Consider the following 15,344-nt stretch of genomic DNA (forward strand, 5'->3'; position numbering starts at 1 on the left):
GGTGCCGCGGCGGCTGGCGTCAGCTGCCACGGCCCGGCGGTGTTCAGCCTTGCTTGCCCGCGGCGCTGGCTTGCTGCTTCGCTTCGGTCTTGGGCGCCGAGGCGGGAGCGGCGGAAGCCGCGGCCGGGGTCGCGGCCGGTGCCGAGGCACCGGCCTGCACGAACGGCACTGGCTTGGCGGGCGCGCCCACCTTGACCTTCTGCAGGCCCTCGACGATCACCTTCTCGCCGCCCTTGAGGCCTTCGGTGACGATCCAGCGGTCACCGATCGCCTGCGGCGCCTTGACCGGCACCGCCGCGACGTTGCCGTCGGCACCCACCACCATCACGCTGGCGCCCTGGGCGCCGCGGATCAGCGCGCGCTGCGGCACGGTCAGGGCGTTCTCATCCACGCCCTGCTCGATCTTCACGCGCACGAAGGTGCCCGACAGCAGCTCGCGGTCCGGGTTGGGGAACTGCGCCCGCAGCGTGATCGCGCCGGTGGTCGGGTCGACCGTCATGTCGGAGAACAGCAGCTTGCCGGTCTGCGCATACTCGCGCCCGTCCTCGACGAACAGGTGCACGCGGGCGCCGCCGTTCATGCCCTTGACCGCGCCGGACTCGATGGCACGGCGCAGGCGCGTGACTTCGGAGGCCGGCTGGGTGAAGGTGACCCACATCGGGTCGACCTGCTCCACCAGCGCCAGCTTGGTCGCCTCGCCCTTGCCCACCAGCGCGCCCTCGGTCACCAGCGCGCGGCCGGCGCGGCCGCTGATCGGTGCGGTCACGGTGGTGTAGCCCAGGTTGATCTGGGCGGTGCGCACCGCCGCCTTGGCCGAGGCCACGTCGGCGTTGGCCTGGCCGGCGGCGGCGACGGCGTCGTCGTACTCCTGCTTGCTGACCGCGTTGACCGCCACCAGCGGCTTGTAGCGGTCGGCCTTCAGGCGCGCCGACACGGCGTTGGCTTCGGCGCGCTGCAGCGCGGCCTGGGCCGAGGCCAGCTCGGCCTGGTAGGGCGCGGGGTCGATGCGGAACATGACCTGGCCGGCCTTCACTTCGCCGCCTTCGGTGTAGTTGCGCGACAGCACGATGCCTTCGACGCGCGCCCGCACTTCGGCCGTGCGCACGCCTTCCAGGCGGCCCGGCAATTCATTGACGACGGCGACCGGCGACGGCGTCACGGTGACCACGCCCACTTCAGGCGGCGGCGGGGCGCCGCCCGCGGCCTTCTTGTCGCCGCAGGCGGACAGCGCCACGGCCGACAGTGCCGCTAGTGCGTAGGCTGCAACGCAACGGATACGTTGGGACTTCCTCATCGATAACCCCATGATGGCAATTTGAGATCCGCCGTGCCGCCCTGGCCTGTCATCGGACAAGCGGGAACGACACGGCGCGCCGCTGCTTTGCGGCGGGCAAAAGCGTGATGCTAGCCACAAATCGCGGCGTCGCGGTGACGATTGCGACGAACGGTGGCTTTTGTATGACGACTGGAAACACTGACCGGCTGGCCTGCGGCAGGATTGCCCGTCGTGCTGGGTAGGTCACGGCGGGCGGCTGGCCGGATGCCGGGCAAGCGCGTATTATATATACATTCAAGCATGTATGTTAAGTTGATGTTGCGAAGGGGCCTTTCAGCGCACAACCTGCGCGAAAAGGCACAACGAGACGCAAGACCATGCCGCTCCAACGATCGGATCGGTACGAAATGCGTCCAATCCTCCCAGGATCGCGGCGCAAACCGCCGGCTCGGGTTAGGATGCGCGCCGTCGTGTCGGCTCGCAAGCTCGGCAATGCCATTCAATGTGATGACAACGACCCGCCGGGGGCCCACACCGCCGGCATGTGCGGCTGCCATGGCAGCCGCATCAGGGAGAACGAAACCATGCCGGCCATGCGCGCGCGATCGCGCCATGCCGCCGGCACCAGAGACAATCATGGTCAGACGCACCAAGGAAGAGGCGCTCGAAACGCGCCACCGGATACTCGACGCGGCCGAGGCCGTGTTCCACGCCCGCGGCGTGGCACGCCCGTCGCTGGCCGACATTGCCGAGGCGGCGGGGGTGACCCGCGGCGCGATCTACTGGCACTTCAAGAACAAGAGCGATGTGTTCGCCGCCATGTGCGACCGCGTCCATTTGCCGGTGGAAGCGCTGATCGAGCCGGAGCGGCTGGCGCGCCAGGAAGACCCGCTCGGCGGCATCCGCGACATCTGCGCCTACGTCATGCGCCAGACCGTGATCAACCCGCGCTGGCGCCGGGTCTTCGAGATCATCTTCCACAAGTGCGAAATGGTGCAGGACAACGGCGCCATCTTCGAGCGCCAGCGCCAGTCGCACCAGGAGGGCCTGGTCAAGATGCGCGAGCACCTGCGCCTGGCGGTGGAGCGCGGCCAGCTGCCCGCCGAGCTGGACCTGGACCTGGCCGTCAATGCCTTCCATGCCGCGGTGGGCGGGGTGCTGGCGCACTGGCTGTTCTCGCCGCAGGACTTCAACCTCGACGCCAATGCCGAGCGCCTGTCCGACGCCTTCATCGATACCCTGAAGTTTTCCCCGGCGCTGCGCCACGGCTACGTGCCGCGCCCGATGGCCGAGCTGGACCAGGAGCTGTCCACGCTGTGCCGGCAGGCCTGCGCGGGCGCGCAGAACGGCGGCCTCGATACCCCGGACCTGGTGCCCTGAGCCCCGCTGATTGCGGGCGCCGCGCTAGCCGCGCATGGCCTCGCGCCAGCGCGCCAGGAACGCACGCTTGCGCATCGCGTCCTGCGCCGCCAGCAGGCCCGGGCCGACGCTGATCGGCTTGAGCGCGTAGCCGAGCCGCTCCGACAGCGCCGCGGCCGTGTGCACGCTGTCGGTGTCGGTGCGGATGGTATAGAGCTGCGAGGTCGACTTGGCCAGCAGCGCCTGGCCCTCGCGCGACAGCAGGTAGTCCAGCCACAGCCGCGCCGCATTGGGCCGCGGCGCGCGCCGCGCGATAAAGGCGACGCGCGACATCACCAGGGTGTAGTCGCTCGGGGCGATCACGTCGATGGCCGCGCCGCGCTGCATCAGCGACAGGGCATAGGACCCCAGCAGGTTGTAGCCCATCACCAGCTCGCCGCTGGCGATGCGCTCGATCATCTCAGCGGTCGACGCCGACAGCTGCACCCCGGCCCGGCCAAGCGCCTGCGCCAGGTACCAGAACTCGCTGCCCATGCGCGCGTCCTGCTGCGCCAGCAGGTAGCCGACCCCGGACCGCTCGACGTCGTAGGTCACCACCTTGCCGTGCCAGCGCGGCGCGTGCTCCTGCAGCAACCGCGCCAGCCCGCTGCGGCTGCGCGGCGGGCGCATGCCGGCCAGGTGGTGACGGTTGTAGACGATCACCGCGGGCTCGAAGGTGGTGCCCCAGGCCTCGTCGCGCCACACCGCCCAGCCCGGCAGGCCGGCGCGCTCGGGCGAGGCGTAGCGCTGCGCATGGCCGTCGTTGACCAGCTTGATCTGCAGGTCCATGGCGGTGCTCCACAGCACATCGGCAAAGATGGCCCGCGGCCCCGGCGGCTGGCCGGAGAGCGCCGCGGTCTCGGCCAGGAAGCGCTGGTTGAGCTCGACCGTGTTGAGATCCTGGTAATGCACGCGGATGCCGGGATAGCGCGCTTCGAACGCGGCAATCAGCGGCCGCGCTACCTCCAGGTCGGTCGACGCGTACACCGTGACCATGCCTTCGCGCAGCGCGCCGGCAATGGTGGCGTCATACCCCGACGGATACCCCGGCGGCGCAGCCGGCGGCCTAGACTGGGCATGGAGGGGCCATGCCGCGGGCAGCGCGGCGCCACCCAGCAGCGCGGCGCCCAGCAGGCGGCGGCGCTGTCCCGAAGCGGGCGAAGCGCAGGCGGACCGGCACGGCCGGGAAGGTTGGAACGGCTGGGACGAACGCGGGGACACGGTGCTCGGGACGGAGGGTCTGCCGGTGGTGCCGGGGAAAGCGGCAAGCGCGCCGGGAGCGGCGGGGCGAGGGTATTATAGGCGCCCGCGGCGGGCGCGCTCCATCGGTGCTGCCCCCGGTTTTGCGGGCGCTTGCCATGCCTTGTCCCGGGTGTGCGCGCCGCGACCAACATAAACAACCGGCACAGGAGGAGACCGGCATGCGCATCCTGCTGGTGGAGGATGAAGTCGAACTGGCACGCTGGGTCGCCCGGGCGCTGGAGCAGGGCGGCTTCGTGATCGAGCACGTCGCCGACGGCCTGCAGGCCGAGGCCCGGCTGCAGGCCGAGGAATACGACGCCGTGCTGCTCGACCTGCGGCTGCCCGGCAAGGACGGGCTGGCCGTGCTCAAGTCCATGCGCGGGCGCGACGACCGCACCCCGGTGCTGATCCTGACCGCGCAGGACACCCTGGACGAGCGCGTGCGCGGCCTGAACCTGGGCGCCGACGACTACCTGCCCAAGCCCTTTGCCATTGCCGAGCTGGAAGCGCGCCTGCTGGCGCTGATCCGCCGCAGCCGCGGGCGCGCGCATCCGCGCCTGCAGTGCGGCACGCTGGTGTTCGACGGCGAGACCCGCAGCTTCACGCTGGGCGGCGCGCCGCTGGCGCTGACGCCGCGCGAATCGACCCTGCTGGGCGCGCTGCTGGCGCGCAGCGGCCAGCCGCTGACCAAGGCGCAGCTGCTCGACAAGGTGTTCTCGCTCGACGCCGACGTGTCGCCCGATGCGATCGAGGTGCTGGTCTACCGGCTGCGCAAGAAGCTGGCCGGTCACGGGGTCACCATCGTCACGCTGCGCGGCTTCGGCTACCTGCTGGAGCCGGAGGCGAAGGGCTGAGATGCGGCACCCGGTGCTGCTGTGGCGCCGCGGCAGCCTGCGCCGGCAGCTGCTGTTGCTGCTGCTGCCGGCGCTGGCGGCGATGATGGCGCTCGACACCTGGCTCACCTACGGCACCCTGCGCGACGCCGCCAACACCGCCTACGACCGCTCGCTCTACGGCTCGATCCGCGCCATCGACAATGCCATCGGCATGGCCGGCGACAACGTCCAGCTGACGTTGCCCGACGCCGCCATGGAGATCTTCGAGACCGCGGCGCAGACCCATGTGTTCTACCGCGTCTCGACCGAGCGCGCCGGCCAGGTCGAGACCGTGACCGGCTACAGCGACCTGCCGCTGCCGCGCGGCCCGCTGGTCAACAACCAGCCACGCTTCTACGACGCCGAATACCTGGGCGAGGCGGTGCGCATCGCCGCGATGGCACGCCCGGTGTACCGGCCCGACGCGCGCATGCGCGTGATCATCCAGGTGGCCGAGACCGCCGAGCCGCGCAGCGCGCTGATCGGCTCGGTGTGGCGCAGCGCGCTGGCGCGCGACCTGCTGCTGATCCTGCTGAGCGCCGCCATCCTGGTGGGCGGCGTCACCTACGTGCTGCGCCCGCTGGCGCGCGTGCGCGACGACGTCGAGGCGCGCTCGCCCGAGGACCTGACCCCGCTCGTGTTCGAGCGCGTGCCGGCCGAGGTGCGCCCGCTGGTCGACGCGGTCAACCTGCATGTATCGCGCTCGGCCGCGATGGCGCAGTCGCAGGCGCAGTTCATCGCCGACGCCGCGCACCAGCTGCGCACGCCGCTGGCCATCCTCAAGACCCAGGCCGAGTACGCCCAGCGCCAGCTGAATGCCGCCGACCCCGCCGCCGACCCTGAAGCCGCGCGCGCCGCCGCCGGCGAAGCCGTGGGCGGCATCGTCACCCAGCTGGAGCAGGCCGCGCGCCTGACCAACCAGCTGCTGGCGCTGGCGCGGGTACGCCAGCACCGCGCCGACGCCGCGCAGCAGGGTGAGCCAGGCGAAGGCATCGACGTCATCGATGCCGTCACCGTGGCCGAGCAGGTGGCGCTGGACTACCTGCCGCTGGCGCGCGGCAAGCAGCAGGACTTCGGCTGGGAGCCGGTGCCCGGGCTGGCGCTGCCGGTCCGCGCCGATCCCGCGCTGCTGCGCGAGGCCCTGGCCAACCTGGTCCACAACGCCATCCAGTATTCCCCGCGCGGCAGCCGCATCACGCTGTCGGCAACGCGCTCGGGCGGTCACGCCTGCCTGGTGGTAGAGGACGACGGTCCCGGCATTCCGGCCGAGGAACGCGAGAAGGTATTCGCGCGGTTCTACCGGCGCGTGGGGAATGCCGAGCCGGGCTCCGGGCTGGGGCTGGCGATTTCGCGTGAGATGGCGGCGCGGTTTGGCGGGACGGTGGAACTGGGGGAAGGGGGCAGGGGACTGGGGTGCGGGCGGTGTTGAGGTTGCCGGTGGAAGGTAGCTAGGTTGACGGCGGGGTCCGGGCGGGTGTGGATTGGTCCGACTTCGTGGATGCACCGGCCCTCACCCCCGCCCCTCTCCCGCAGGCGGGAGAGGGAGCAAACCAGCGGCAGGGCAGGTTCGGTAGCCAGGCGAGCGCAGCGATGCGTCCCGTGCCGCGTCCTACGATACTGACCGCGCGCAGCGCAGCCGTAGGCGTTCCAACGACAACGCCCGCAGCAGGGACCACTCCGCGCTCTGGGCTCGTTCAACCATCATTCCAACGCCCCTCCCACGGTGGTGCCCCCTGCGGCAGGCAGTCCGGCTATGTGAGGAAGCCCAGCCCCGTACGAAAGCGCCCGGGCACACTACGATAAGACATGCCGCCCGCAGGGCAGTAAACGCGCTTTTTGGTTACTTTTTGGCGCTCGGCCAAAAAGTGACCCGCCCAGCAGGGCGGAACCACGCGGCTCAACAGCCAACAGCATGTCACCAACATCGACGCACCCAATAACCAAGACCGCCAGCCCTATCCCGGCATGCTGAAAACTATCCAAACAACTCCTCCGCCACCGTAGGATGCACCTGCACCGTCGTCTGCAAATGCGACTCCCGCACCCCCAGCCTTAATGCCACCGCCAGCGCCTGCACGATCTCCGGCGCCGCGTTGTCCATCAGATGCACCCCCAGCACGCGCCCGCTGCGCGCATTGAGCACCAGCTTGAACACCGACTGATGCGGCGTGCCGGCAAAGCGATGCTCCAGCGAGACGAAACGCTTGACCACGGTACGGATGCGCTCGGGCTTGCCGGCAGCCTCGATGGCCTGGGCTTCGGTCAATCCCACCGCGCCGATGGCGGGCTCGCAGAACACCGCGGTGGGCACGAAGTCGAAATCGGCGCGTTCGCCGCGCCGCCCGAACAGCCGGTCGGCCAGCCAGCGGCCCTGGGCGGTGGCCACCGGGGTCAGGTGCAGGCCGTCGATGGCATCGCCCAGCGCATAGACGCTGCGCACGCTGCTGCGGAACTGGCGATCGACGCGGATGCCGCCCCGCTCGCCAAAGTCCACGCCCAGCGCTTCCAGCCCCAGGCCCTGCACATTGGACACGCGCCCGATCGCCGCCAGCGCGGCCTGCGCGCGCACGGCTTCGGTCTGGCCGGCGCGGCTGGGGTCATTGGTAGGCTGGTAGCAGACTTCGACCGCGCCGTTGGCCTGGCTCAACAGGTGCACGCGCGCATTCAGGTGCAGCCGCACGCCGCGCGCGGTGAGCGCGTCGGCCAGCGCCGCGCCGATGTCGTGGTCGAAATGCGGCAGCAAGCGGTCGCCGGCGACGACCAGCTCGACCTTGACGCCGTAGCGCGACAGGATCGAGGCCTGTTCCACGCCGATATAGCCGCCGCCGATCACGGCGACGGACGCGGGCAGGCTCTGCCAGGTAAAGACGTCGTCGGAGCTCGCGGCCAGGTCGCCGCCGGGCACGTCGAGCGTGCGCGGGCGCGCGCCGGTAGCGATCAGGATGCGGCGCGCGTGGATCACCTCGTCGCCGACGCAGACTTCCTCCGGCCCGGTGACGCGCGCCTCGCCGTGCAGCACCTCCACGCCGGAATCGGTCAGGCGCTGGGTGTAGCCCACGTTCAGCCGCGCGACCTCGGCGTTGACGCGCACGATGGCATCGCGCCAGTCCTCGTGCCCGCCGGTGTGCGACAGGCAGCCCGACAGGATCGCCGACCACGATGCGCCGTAGGACAGCATCTTCTTGGGCACGCAGCCGCGGTTGACGCAGGTGCCGCCGATGGCGTCGCGCTCGACCAGGATCACGCGCGCGCCGTGCGCCGCCGCGCGCCGCGCGCACGCCACGCCGGCCGAGCCGCCGCCGATCACCACCAGGTCGGCCGCGCGCGCCTTGTCGTGGCGACGGTTGCGGCGGCTGCCGCCGCTGCGCGCGCGCGGCACCTGCTGCACCGGTGGCGCCGCGCTGACCTCGCGGGCGCGCCGCGGCACGTTGGCCTCTTGCGCGGTGGAAAGCGGTGTCTGGCGTTTGGTCATCCATGTCTCCTGTCGCGGCACGCGGGCCGCATCGACAATCATCAGGCCAGCGCCGGCAACACGGAAACTAGGCAGCGGGCCGCAGTTCGGTATTCAGGATCGACGGCCACTCGCGCAGGAAAGTTTCCCCGTCGCGGCGGCCCAGTTCATAGGCGTGCGTCATGGCGTCGGGCCGGGTGTAGTCCCAGCTCGAGATCGGCACGCGCTGCGAAGGCTGCAGGTACAGGCGGCGCTGGCCGCCTTGCTCCAGCACGAAGCGGCGCGGGCGCGGGTACAGCCGGGTCACCAGCACCAGCACATTGCCGGGCGCGGCATCGAGCGCGTCGACCGGCACGTTGTCGACCAGCCCGCCGTCCAGCACCGGGCGCCCGTCGCGGCGCAGCACGGGCGTGAACGGCGGCGTCGACGCCGACTGCAGCAGCAGGTCGGCCAGCTGCTCGGGCGAGGCGCAGTCCTGCGCGCGCACGAACTCGGGCCGGAAGCCCAGCTTGCGCCCCAGCCGCGGGTGCAGCGTCTTGAGCACGTGCTTGTCGATGTTGTAGGCCAGCAGCCCGGCCGCCACCGCCAGGCGCGGGCCGCTCCAGCGCGGGATATGCGCCACGCCGATGCGAATCTCCGGCGCCTGCCGCAGGTGCGCCAGGCGGCCGTCGGCAAAGATGCTCAGCAGCGCGGTGCGGTAGATGCCGTAATGCGGGAACACGCGCTCGTTGCGCAGCAGGTTGCCCCAGTAGGCATTGCGCCGGTTGTCGGCCAGCACCGCGCGGTAGTAGTCCATGGTCTGGTGCGAGTCATGCGCATAGACCATGCAGGCGGTGGCGGCGCCGGCCGAGATCGCGGCGATCACGCGCGGGCGCAGCTGCAGTTCCGGCGCGACCGTGTCCCACCAGCCCGCCTGCCACCAGCAGCGGTTGCCGCCGCCGGCAAAGACGACCTGGTCGAAGGGAGTGGCGTCGCCGGAAAGCATCGGAGCTCCGCAGCGCGTCAGAGCAGCGCGTAGGTGGTGGTGGCCTGCACCGCGAGCTTGCCGTCGGTGCCGGTCAGCTCGATCTCGCCGAACACCACGGTCTTGCCCAGGCGCAGCACGTTGGCGCGCACCAGCACGTCGCCGTCGATCACCGGGCGCATGAAGTTGGTGGTCAGCGACACCGTGGTCATGGGCCGGAACGCGCCCAGCGCGCTGGCCACGGCGACGATCATGGCGGTATCGGCGGCGGACATCAGCACCTGGCCGCAGACCACGCCGCCCGCATGGCGGAACGATTCGCTGAACGGCAGGCGCAGCGTCACGCCGCGCCCGTCGACGGCTTCGGCGCGCAGGCCGAGCTGGCGTACCCACGGCGCCAGCACGCGCTCGAGCGTGGCGTCGATGTCGGCAAGGGTCAGGGCTTCGGGCATGGTGCTCCTTGTTCTGTCTGGCCGCGCCATGGCGATCCTGTGGCGGACCGCTATTCTGTCTCCTCCGGCGCGACGCGATGTTTGAGGCAATGATACAGGGGCCCGGTAGCCAGCACCACGAACGCCATCCGGATCACGTGGAAGGCGGTCACCAGCGGCACCCCGACCTCGAGCACCTTGGCGGTGATGCACATCTCGGCGATGCCGCCCGGGGTGGTACCCAGGATCACCGTGGCCGGGTGCGCGCCCGACAGCGCCGACAGCCCCCAGCCGAACAGCGCCGACACCACCAGCGCCAGTACGGTGTACAGCGCCACGCCCGACAGGAAGCGCGGCGCGGTATGCAGGAACTCGCGCGAAAACCGCACCCCCAGCGACACCCCGATCAGCAGCTGGCCGGCCCGGCTCATCCAGGTGGGGATGGCCGACAGCTCGATGCCGCAGGCGGTCAGCACCGCCGCCGCCAGCAGCGTGCCGATCACGAACGGGTTGGGCATGTTCAGCCGCTTCACCAGCAAAGCCACGCCCAGCGTGATCGCCACCAGCGCCACCAGCCCCGGCGCGCTGACCACGCGCGGGCCCGGGACATACGGATCGAGCCCGTGGATGCCGCCGTACTGGAAGATCGCCGGCACCGTCACCACCACCATCAGCACGCGCAGCGAATGCGCGGCCGCGACCTGGTCGATGCGCGCGCCGTTGCGCTCGGCCAGGTTGGCCATCTCCGAGGCGCCGCCGATCGCGGTGGAGAAGAACGCGGTCTTGAAGGCGACGCCGGTGGTCCGCCGCAGCAGCAGCGCGCCGCCCGCGCCCAGCGCCAGCGCGAACAGCGAGCCGGCGACGATGTACGGCAGGTACTCCACCAGCCGCGCCACCACGTCAGGCGTGAAGTACAGGCCGAGCGAGGCGCCGATGACCCATTGGCCGGCATTGCGCGCCTGCGCCGGCGCGCGCAGGTCGGCACCCGCCATGCGCGCGGCGGCCACCGCCAGCAGCGGCCCGATCATCCACGGCAGCGGTGTATGCAGGAGGGTGCAGAGCAGGGCGGCGGCCAGCCCGAGCGCCAGCGTGGGCAGCGCGGACAGCCAGCGGTTGGCAGCAAGCGGCATCGGTCAGCGGCCTGGCGCGGGGGCGCCGGCGCTTGTTGTTGTGACGAGAAAAAAACGAAGAGGCCCGCACGCCATGGCGCCGGGCCCCGCAGAGGCTATCGCATGCTAACGCGAATCACGCCGCGTTGTCTGCCTGCGCATGCGCGCTGCCGCGGCTGGCGTGCCAGCGCAGCAGGCGCGGGATCACCACCACCGCCACGGTCAGCGCCAGGATCGAGGCCGAGATCGGCTGGCGCAGGAACAGGCTCCAGTCGCCCTGGCCGATCGACAGCGCATTGCGCAGCTGCTTCTCCGCCATCGGTCCGAGGATCATGCCGACGATCACCGGCGCGGTGGGAAAATCGAAGCGGCGCATCACCATGCCGAGCAGGCCGATCACGAACAGCAGCAGCAGGTCGAACCACGACTGGCGGATGCCGTACGCGCCCAGCCCGGCGAAGATCAGGATGCCGCCGTACAGCAGCGGCGTCGGCACGCGCAGCATGCGCACCCACAGGCCGATCGCCGGCAGGTTCAGCACCAGCAGCATGACGTTGCCGATATACAGCGACGCCAGCAGGCCCCACACCAGGTCGCCCGAGGTCTGGAACAGCATCGGCCCCGGCTGCAGGTTGTAGTTCTGGAACGCGGCCAGCAGGATCGCGGTGGTGTTGGAAGTGGGAATGCCCAGCGTCAGCAGCGGCGCCAGCGTCGCGGTCACGGCCGAGTTGTTGGCGGCCTCGGGCCCGGCCACGCCTTCGATCGCGCCGACCTTGCCGAACTCTTCCTTGTGGTCCGACAGCTTCTTCTCGGTCGCGTACGACAGGAAGGTCGGGATCTCGGCGCCGCCCGCCGGGATCAGGCCGAACGGGAAGCCGATGAAGGTGCCGCGGATCCACGCCGGCAGCGAGCGCTTCCAGTCCGACCGGTTCATGTGGGTCGAGCTGAGCTTGTTGTAGGTGCTGGGCGGCTGCGGGAAGAAGGCGTTGAACAGCGCCTCGCCCACCGCGAACAGGCCCACGGCGACCACCACGATGTCGATGCCGTCATACAGCTCCTGCACGTTCATCGAATAGCGGGTCTGGCCCGACAGCGAATCCATGCCGATCAGGCCGATGCCCAGGCCCAGGAACAGCGCTGTCATGCCGCGCAGCAGCGACGAGCCCAGCACCGCCGAGACCGTGGTGAAGGCCAGCAGCATGATCATGAAGTACTCGCCCGGGCCGAACTGCAGCGCCACGTCGGCCGCCACCGGCGCGAACAGCGACAGCATCACGGTGGCGATGGTGCCGGCCACGAACGAGCCGATCGCCGCGGTCGCCAGCGCCGGGCCGGCGCGACCGTTCTTGGCCATCAGGTTGCCTTCCATGGCGGTGACCATGGTGGAGGACTCGCCCGGCGTGTTCATCAGGATCGAGGTGGTCGAGCCGCCGTACATCGCGCCGTAGTAGATGCCGGCAAACATGATCAGCGCCGCGGTGGGCTCGACCTTGGCGGTCAGCGGCAGCAGCATCGCCACCGTCAGCGCGGGGCCGATGCCGGGCAGCACGCCGATGGCGGTGCCGAGGAAGCAGCCCACCAGGGCCCACATCAGGTTGATCGGCGTGATCGCGACGGCAAAGCCGTGCATCAGCTGGTTCAGGGTATCCATGCGAAGACTCCTTGCGGGACGGGCGGGCTCAGAAGCCGGCGATGGGCAGCAGCGGCAGGTTGATGCCGAGCAGGAACTCGAACAGCGCCCACATCGGCACCGTGATGCACAGCCCGACGATGGCGTCGCGCACGAGGCGGCGGCTGCCGTAGCCGCGCGCCACGCAGACCATCAGCAGCGTCGACGACAACACGAAGCCGAGCGTGCCGATCAGCGCCATGTTCAGCACCAGGCCCGCGGCGACCCAGACGAAGCCGCCGAAGTTGTGCGGCGCGTTGGGCAGCTCGGCGTCCTCTTCCGGCATGTTGCGGAAACCGCCGCGCACGCCCTGCCAGGTCAGCAGCGCGCCGCACACCGCCAGGCCGATCGCCACCAGCGTGGGCACGAAGCGCGGCGACAGGCCGGCATAGCCCTCGTCGCCGGTGATGCCGGACAGCCCGAGGAAGAAGAACAGCGAGATCGCCAGCACGGCGATGCCGATGGCGAGGTGCGAGGGTTTCATGGAGACTCCTTGGCCATGGTCGCCGCGCCGCGGAGGCTGGCATGCGCGACTCTGGCGGATGCTGCCCGCGCGGCGGCGGGGCCCAGTGACAGATGTTGTTGTCTTCGGTATCGCAGGTGGACACCGGGCCCCGCGCCGTGTTTCCGGCCGCCGGGATCACCGGCGGCGTCGGCAGGCACGACAGGTAAAGCGAGAGAGATGCGTTATGGCGACGTTGCAGGGCGCGCTTGCAGGGCGCTGCGTCCCGGCGCGCCAGGACCGTGTTACTTGGCCACGCCCAGTTCACGCAGCGTCGCGCCCAGGCGGGTCGATTCGCTGTCGACGAACTTGCCGAACTCGTCGCCGGTCAGCAGGAACGGGGTCCAGTCGTTCTTCTGCAGCGTCTCCTTCCAGGTCTTGCTCTCGGTGGCCTTGACCACCGCGTCGATCATGGCCTTGCGCTGCTCCGGCGTGATGCCCGGCGCGCCGTACACGCCGCGCCAGTTATAGATCTCGACGTTGACGCCCTGCTCCTTGAGCGTCGGGATATCGGCAACACGGTCCTTGGACGTGACTGCCAGCGCGCGCATCTTGCCGCTCTTGATAAAGGGCAGGAACTCCGACACGCCGGCGATGCCCACCGTCACGTGACCGCCCATGATCGAGGCCGAGGCTTCGCCGCCGCCCTGGAACGGCACGTAGTTGACCTTCTTCGGATCGACGCCGCTTTCCTTGGCGATCAGGCCGGCCAGGATATGGTCGATCGAGCCCTTGGAGCCGCCGCCCCAGCTGACGCTGCCCGGGTTGGCCTTCAGTTGCGTGGTCAGGTCCTTGACCGACTTGATCGGCGAGCTGGCCGGCACGGTGATGACCATGGTGTCGGCGAACAGGCGCGCGATCGGGGTGGCGTTCTTGAGCGTGACCGGCGGCTTGTTGGTCTCGATCGCGCCGACCATCACCGCGCCCACCACCATCAGCGCATTGGGGTTGCCCTTGTCGGTGTTGACGAACTGGGTCAGGGCGATGGTGCCGCCGGCGCCGCCCTTGTTGTCGTACGAAGCGGCCTTGGCCTGGCCTGCGGCGATCATCGCCGCGCCCAGCGAGCGGCCGGTCTGGTCGAAGCCGCCGCCGGGGTTGGCGCCGATCATGACCTTGACGTTGTCCATCGCGAAGGCGGGCGCGGCCGCGGCAGCTGCGGCAAGGGTGGCGGATGCCATCACGGCATGGGCGAAGCGGAAATAGGTACGGCGCATGGCGGTCTCCTTGGTAATACCGGTGATCGCTTGCCAGTCGATGGCGGCCGCGATCCGACCCGGGGGTTCCGGCGGCCACGGCGTTGCGGGACGGGATGCGGGCCGGTGGCGCGCGCAGCAGCGCGGCACCGGGCTTGTCTCCTGTCCGGCGCGGCGAAGGCTGGCCGGGACTGTTCTTGGATTTTGGTGAACATCAGACCGGAACTTCCGGCCTTGGGGCGGATTCTAGGCGGGGGAAACTGTCAAAAGGCTGTCAAATGGGCGGAGATGGGGTTGGGGTTTACGTGGATGGAGGAGGGGTGGGCAGGTGGCAGGACGGCACTTGGTGGAGACGCCGGCCCTGAAACACCACCTCACCCGGCCGGCTTCGCCTGCGGGCAAGGATCCTTGCGCTCGACCGCAGGCACCAGCACCGCCATATCGAACTCGCCCTTGTCCGGCGCGTTTTCCACATAGCCGATGCTCAGCGCCTGCCCCGCTTCACCGCCCAGCCAGCGCGGCACCCCCACATCGCGCCGCACGTGCCCGTTGCCCGCGATCAGCACCGCGCCGCGCCCGGCATAGGGCCGCAACGCCTGCGCCATCACCGCGTCGCGCGCGGCCTGTGCCGCCAGCATGCCGGGCAGCATCGCCCTGGGGAAATTGCCGCAATGCCCGCGGTCGAGCGCCGCGGTCTGCGCGGCCACCAGGTCCGGCGGCAACGCGCCGGTCAGGCCGAGCTGCTGCTGCTCGTCCGCGGAAAACAGCCCGTCCAGCCCGCCGCGCACGATCTTGCCCGCGTCGGCGCGCGACAGGTTGGCGGCGACCAGCGGCAAGTCGTAGTGCAGCGCCAGCGCCACCACGGGCTGGTACAACGGCCACTGCCACGCGCCGCCGCCGGCCTGCGCGATCAGGTAATCAGCGTCGCGCGGGCGCTCGCGCCGGGCCCGCTCGATGTCGGCCTGGCGCTCGCGGTCGAACTGCTCCATGGCGATGGCCGGGCGCCAGCCTTGCGCGACCGCGCGGGTCAGTGCGTCGAGCCGCTGCTGCTGGCCGATGGCGTTGTCGTGGACCTCGCCCAGCAGCACGTAGGGCCTGCCGGCGAAGGCGGCGCCGAGCGCGGCTGGCGCGGGCCCAGGGGCCGCACAGCCGGCGCCCAGCACGGCAGCGGCCAGCATGGCCGCGGCGCGCAGGCGGAATGAGGTCACGCGGTTTCCTTTATCAGTCACCTCGG

General features: G+C 70.5%; 12 protein-coding genes and 1 pseudogene. 3 read left to right on the forward strand and 10 right to left on the reverse strand.

Translation table 11 applies throughout. The features are described 5' to 3' along the window. Positions 1-43 precede the first annotated feature (43 nt). A complete protein-coding gene (locus A3AG_RS0108435; protein ID WP_018004978.1) occupies positions 44-1,294 on the reverse strand; it encodes an efflux RND transporter periplasmic adaptor subunit in 1,251 nt (416 codons plus the stop codon). A gap of 618 nt (positions 1,295-1,912) precedes the next feature. Between A3AG_RS0108435 and A3AG_RS0108440 the strand changes: the two genes are divergently transcribed. Next, positions 1,913-2,656: a TetR family transcriptional regulator gene (locus A3AG_RS0108440; RefSeq protein ID WP_026164044.1), complete on the forward strand. Its 744-nt coding sequence runs from the start codon at positions 1,913-1,915 to the stop codon at positions 2,654-2,656. A gap of 24 nt (positions 2,657-2,680) precedes the next feature. Here the strand turns inward: A3AG_RS0108440 and A3AG_RS0108445 are convergent, their stop codons facing one another. Next, positions 2,681-3,775: an ABC transporter substrate-binding protein gene (locus A3AG_RS0108445; RefSeq protein WP_026164045.1), complete on the reverse strand. Its 1,095-nt coding sequence runs from the start codon at positions 3,773-3,775 to the stop codon at positions 2,681-2,683. Positions 3,776-4,095: 320 nt separating this feature from the next. Between A3AG_RS0108445 and A3AG_RS0108450 the strand changes: the two genes are divergently transcribed. Beyond that, entirely contained in the window at positions 4,096-4,770 is a 675-nt protein-coding gene (locus A3AG_RS0108450; RefSeq protein ID WP_012354366.1) for a response regulator, read from the forward strand. Position 4,771: 1 nt separating this feature from the next. Further along, a pseudogene (locus A3AG_RS31515) lies at positions 4,772-6,243 on the forward strand (sensor histidine kinase). A 523-nt stretch (positions 6,244-6,766) separates the two neighbouring features. Here the strand turns inward: A3AG_RS31515 and A3AG_RS0108460 are convergent. The 8 genes from A3AG_RS0108460 to A3AG_RS0108495 all read right to left on the reverse strand — a co-directional run bounded on the left by A3AG_RS0108460 (position 6,767) and on the right by A3AG_RS0108495 (position 15,288). Then, entirely contained in the window at positions 6,767-8,263 is a 1,497-nt protein-coding gene (locus A3AG_RS0108460) for a dihydrolipoyl dehydrogenase family protein (RefSeq protein WP_018004981.1), read from the reverse strand. Positions 8,264-8,330: 67 nt separating this feature from the next. Further along, positions 8,331-9,227: a patatin-like phospholipase family protein gene (locus A3AG_RS0108465; protein WP_018004982.1), complete on the reverse strand. Its 897-nt coding sequence runs from the start codon at positions 9,225-9,227 to the stop codon at positions 8,331-8,333. 17 nt (positions 9,228-9,244) lie between these two features. After that, the gene (locus tag A3AG_RS0108470) at positions 9,245-9,658 is read right to left on the reverse strand and encodes a PaaI family thioesterase (protein ID WP_018004983.1); all 414 of its coding nucleotides are present in this window, start codon (positions 9,656-9,658) and stop codon (positions 9,245-9,247) included. Positions 9,659-9,708: 50 nt separating this feature from the next. Then, a complete protein-coding gene (locus A3AG_RS0108475) occupies positions 9,709-10,767 on the reverse strand; it encodes an AbrB family transcriptional regulator (RefSeq protein ID WP_018004984.1) in 1,059 nt (352 codons plus the stop codon). Positions 10,768-10,882: 115 nt separating this feature from the next. Then, positions 10,883-12,397, reverse strand: coding sequence for a tripartite tricarboxylate transporter permease (locus A3AG_RS0108480; RefSeq protein WP_018004985.1), 1,515 nt, complete (start codon positions 12,395-12,397; stop codon positions 10,883-10,885). Positions 12,398-12,425: 28 nt separating this feature from the next. Then, complete coding sequence (locus A3AG_RS0108485; RefSeq protein ID WP_018004986.1) at positions 12,426-12,899, reverse strand: tripartite tricarboxylate transporter TctB family protein; 474 nt, start codon at positions 12,897-12,899, stop codon at positions 12,426-12,428. 263 nt (positions 12,900-13,162) lie between these two features. After that, positions 13,163-14,131, reverse strand: coding sequence for a Bug family tripartite tricarboxylate transporter substrate binding protein (locus A3AG_RS0108490; RefSeq protein ID WP_018004987.1), 969 nt, complete (start codon positions 14,129-14,131; stop codon positions 13,163-13,165). Between the two features lie 353 nt (positions 14,132-14,484). Next, on the reverse strand, positions 14,485-15,288 hold the full coding sequence (locus A3AG_RS0108495) for a ChaN family lipoprotein (protein ID WP_035848233.1): 804 nt from the start codon (positions 15,286-15,288) through the stop codon (positions 14,485-14,487). Between the last annotated feature and the right edge of the window lie 56 nt (positions 15,289-15,344).

The sequence above is a fragment of the Cupriavidus neocaledonicus genome, from assembly GCF_000372525.1.
In the GTDB taxonomy this organism is placed as follows: domain Bacteria; phylum Pseudomonadota; class Gammaproteobacteria; order Burkholderiales; family Burkholderiaceae; genus Cupriavidus; species Cupriavidus neocaledonicus.

Bases quoted from the DNA above. Each gene is read 5' to 3' on its own strand.
- A3AG_RS0108465 (WP_018004982.1), bottom strand. From the start codon at position 9,227: ATGCTTTCCGGCGACGCCACTCCCTTCGACCAGGTCGTCTTTGCCGGC.
- A3AG_RS0108460 (WP_018004981.1), bottom strand. From the start codon at position 8,263: ATGACCAAACGCCAGACACCGCTTTCCACCGCGCAAGAGGCCAACGTG.
- A3AG_RS0108495 (WP_035848233.1), bottom strand. From the start codon at position 15,288: ATGCTGGCCGCTGCCGTGCTGGGCGCCGGCTGTGCGGCCCCTGGGCCC.
- A3AG_RS0108475 (WP_018004984.1), bottom strand. From the start codon at position 10,767: ATGCCGCTTGCTGCCAACCGCTGGCTGTCCGCGCTGCCCACGCTGGCG.
- A3AG_RS0108435 (WP_018004978.1), bottom strand. From the start codon at position 1,294: ATGAGGAAGTCCCAACGTATCCGTTGCGTTGCAGCCTACGCACTAGCG.
- A3AG_RS0108490 (WP_018004987.1), bottom strand. From the start codon at position 14,131: ATGCGCCGTACCTATTTCCGCTTCGCCCATGCCGTGATGGCATCCGCC.
- A3AG_RS0108485 (WP_018004986.1), bottom strand. From the start codon at position 12,899: ATGAAACCCTCGCACCTCGCCATCGGCATCGCCGTGCTGGCGATCTCG.
- A3AG_RS0108440 (WP_026164044.1), top strand. From the start codon at position 1,913: ATGGTCAGACGCACCAAGGAAGAGGCGCTCGAAACGCGCCACCGGATA.
- A3AG_RS0108480 (WP_018004985.1), bottom strand. From the start codon at position 12,397: ATGGATACCCTGAACCAGCTGATGCACGGCTTTGCCGTCGCGATCACG.
- A3AG_RS0108450 (WP_012354366.1), top strand. From the start codon at position 4,096: ATGCGCATCCTGCTGGTGGAGGATGAAGTCGAACTGGCACGCTGGGTC.
- A3AG_RS0108470 (WP_018004983.1), bottom strand. From the start codon at position 9,658: ATGCCCGAAGCCCTGACCCTTGCCGACATCGACGCCACGCTCGAGCGC.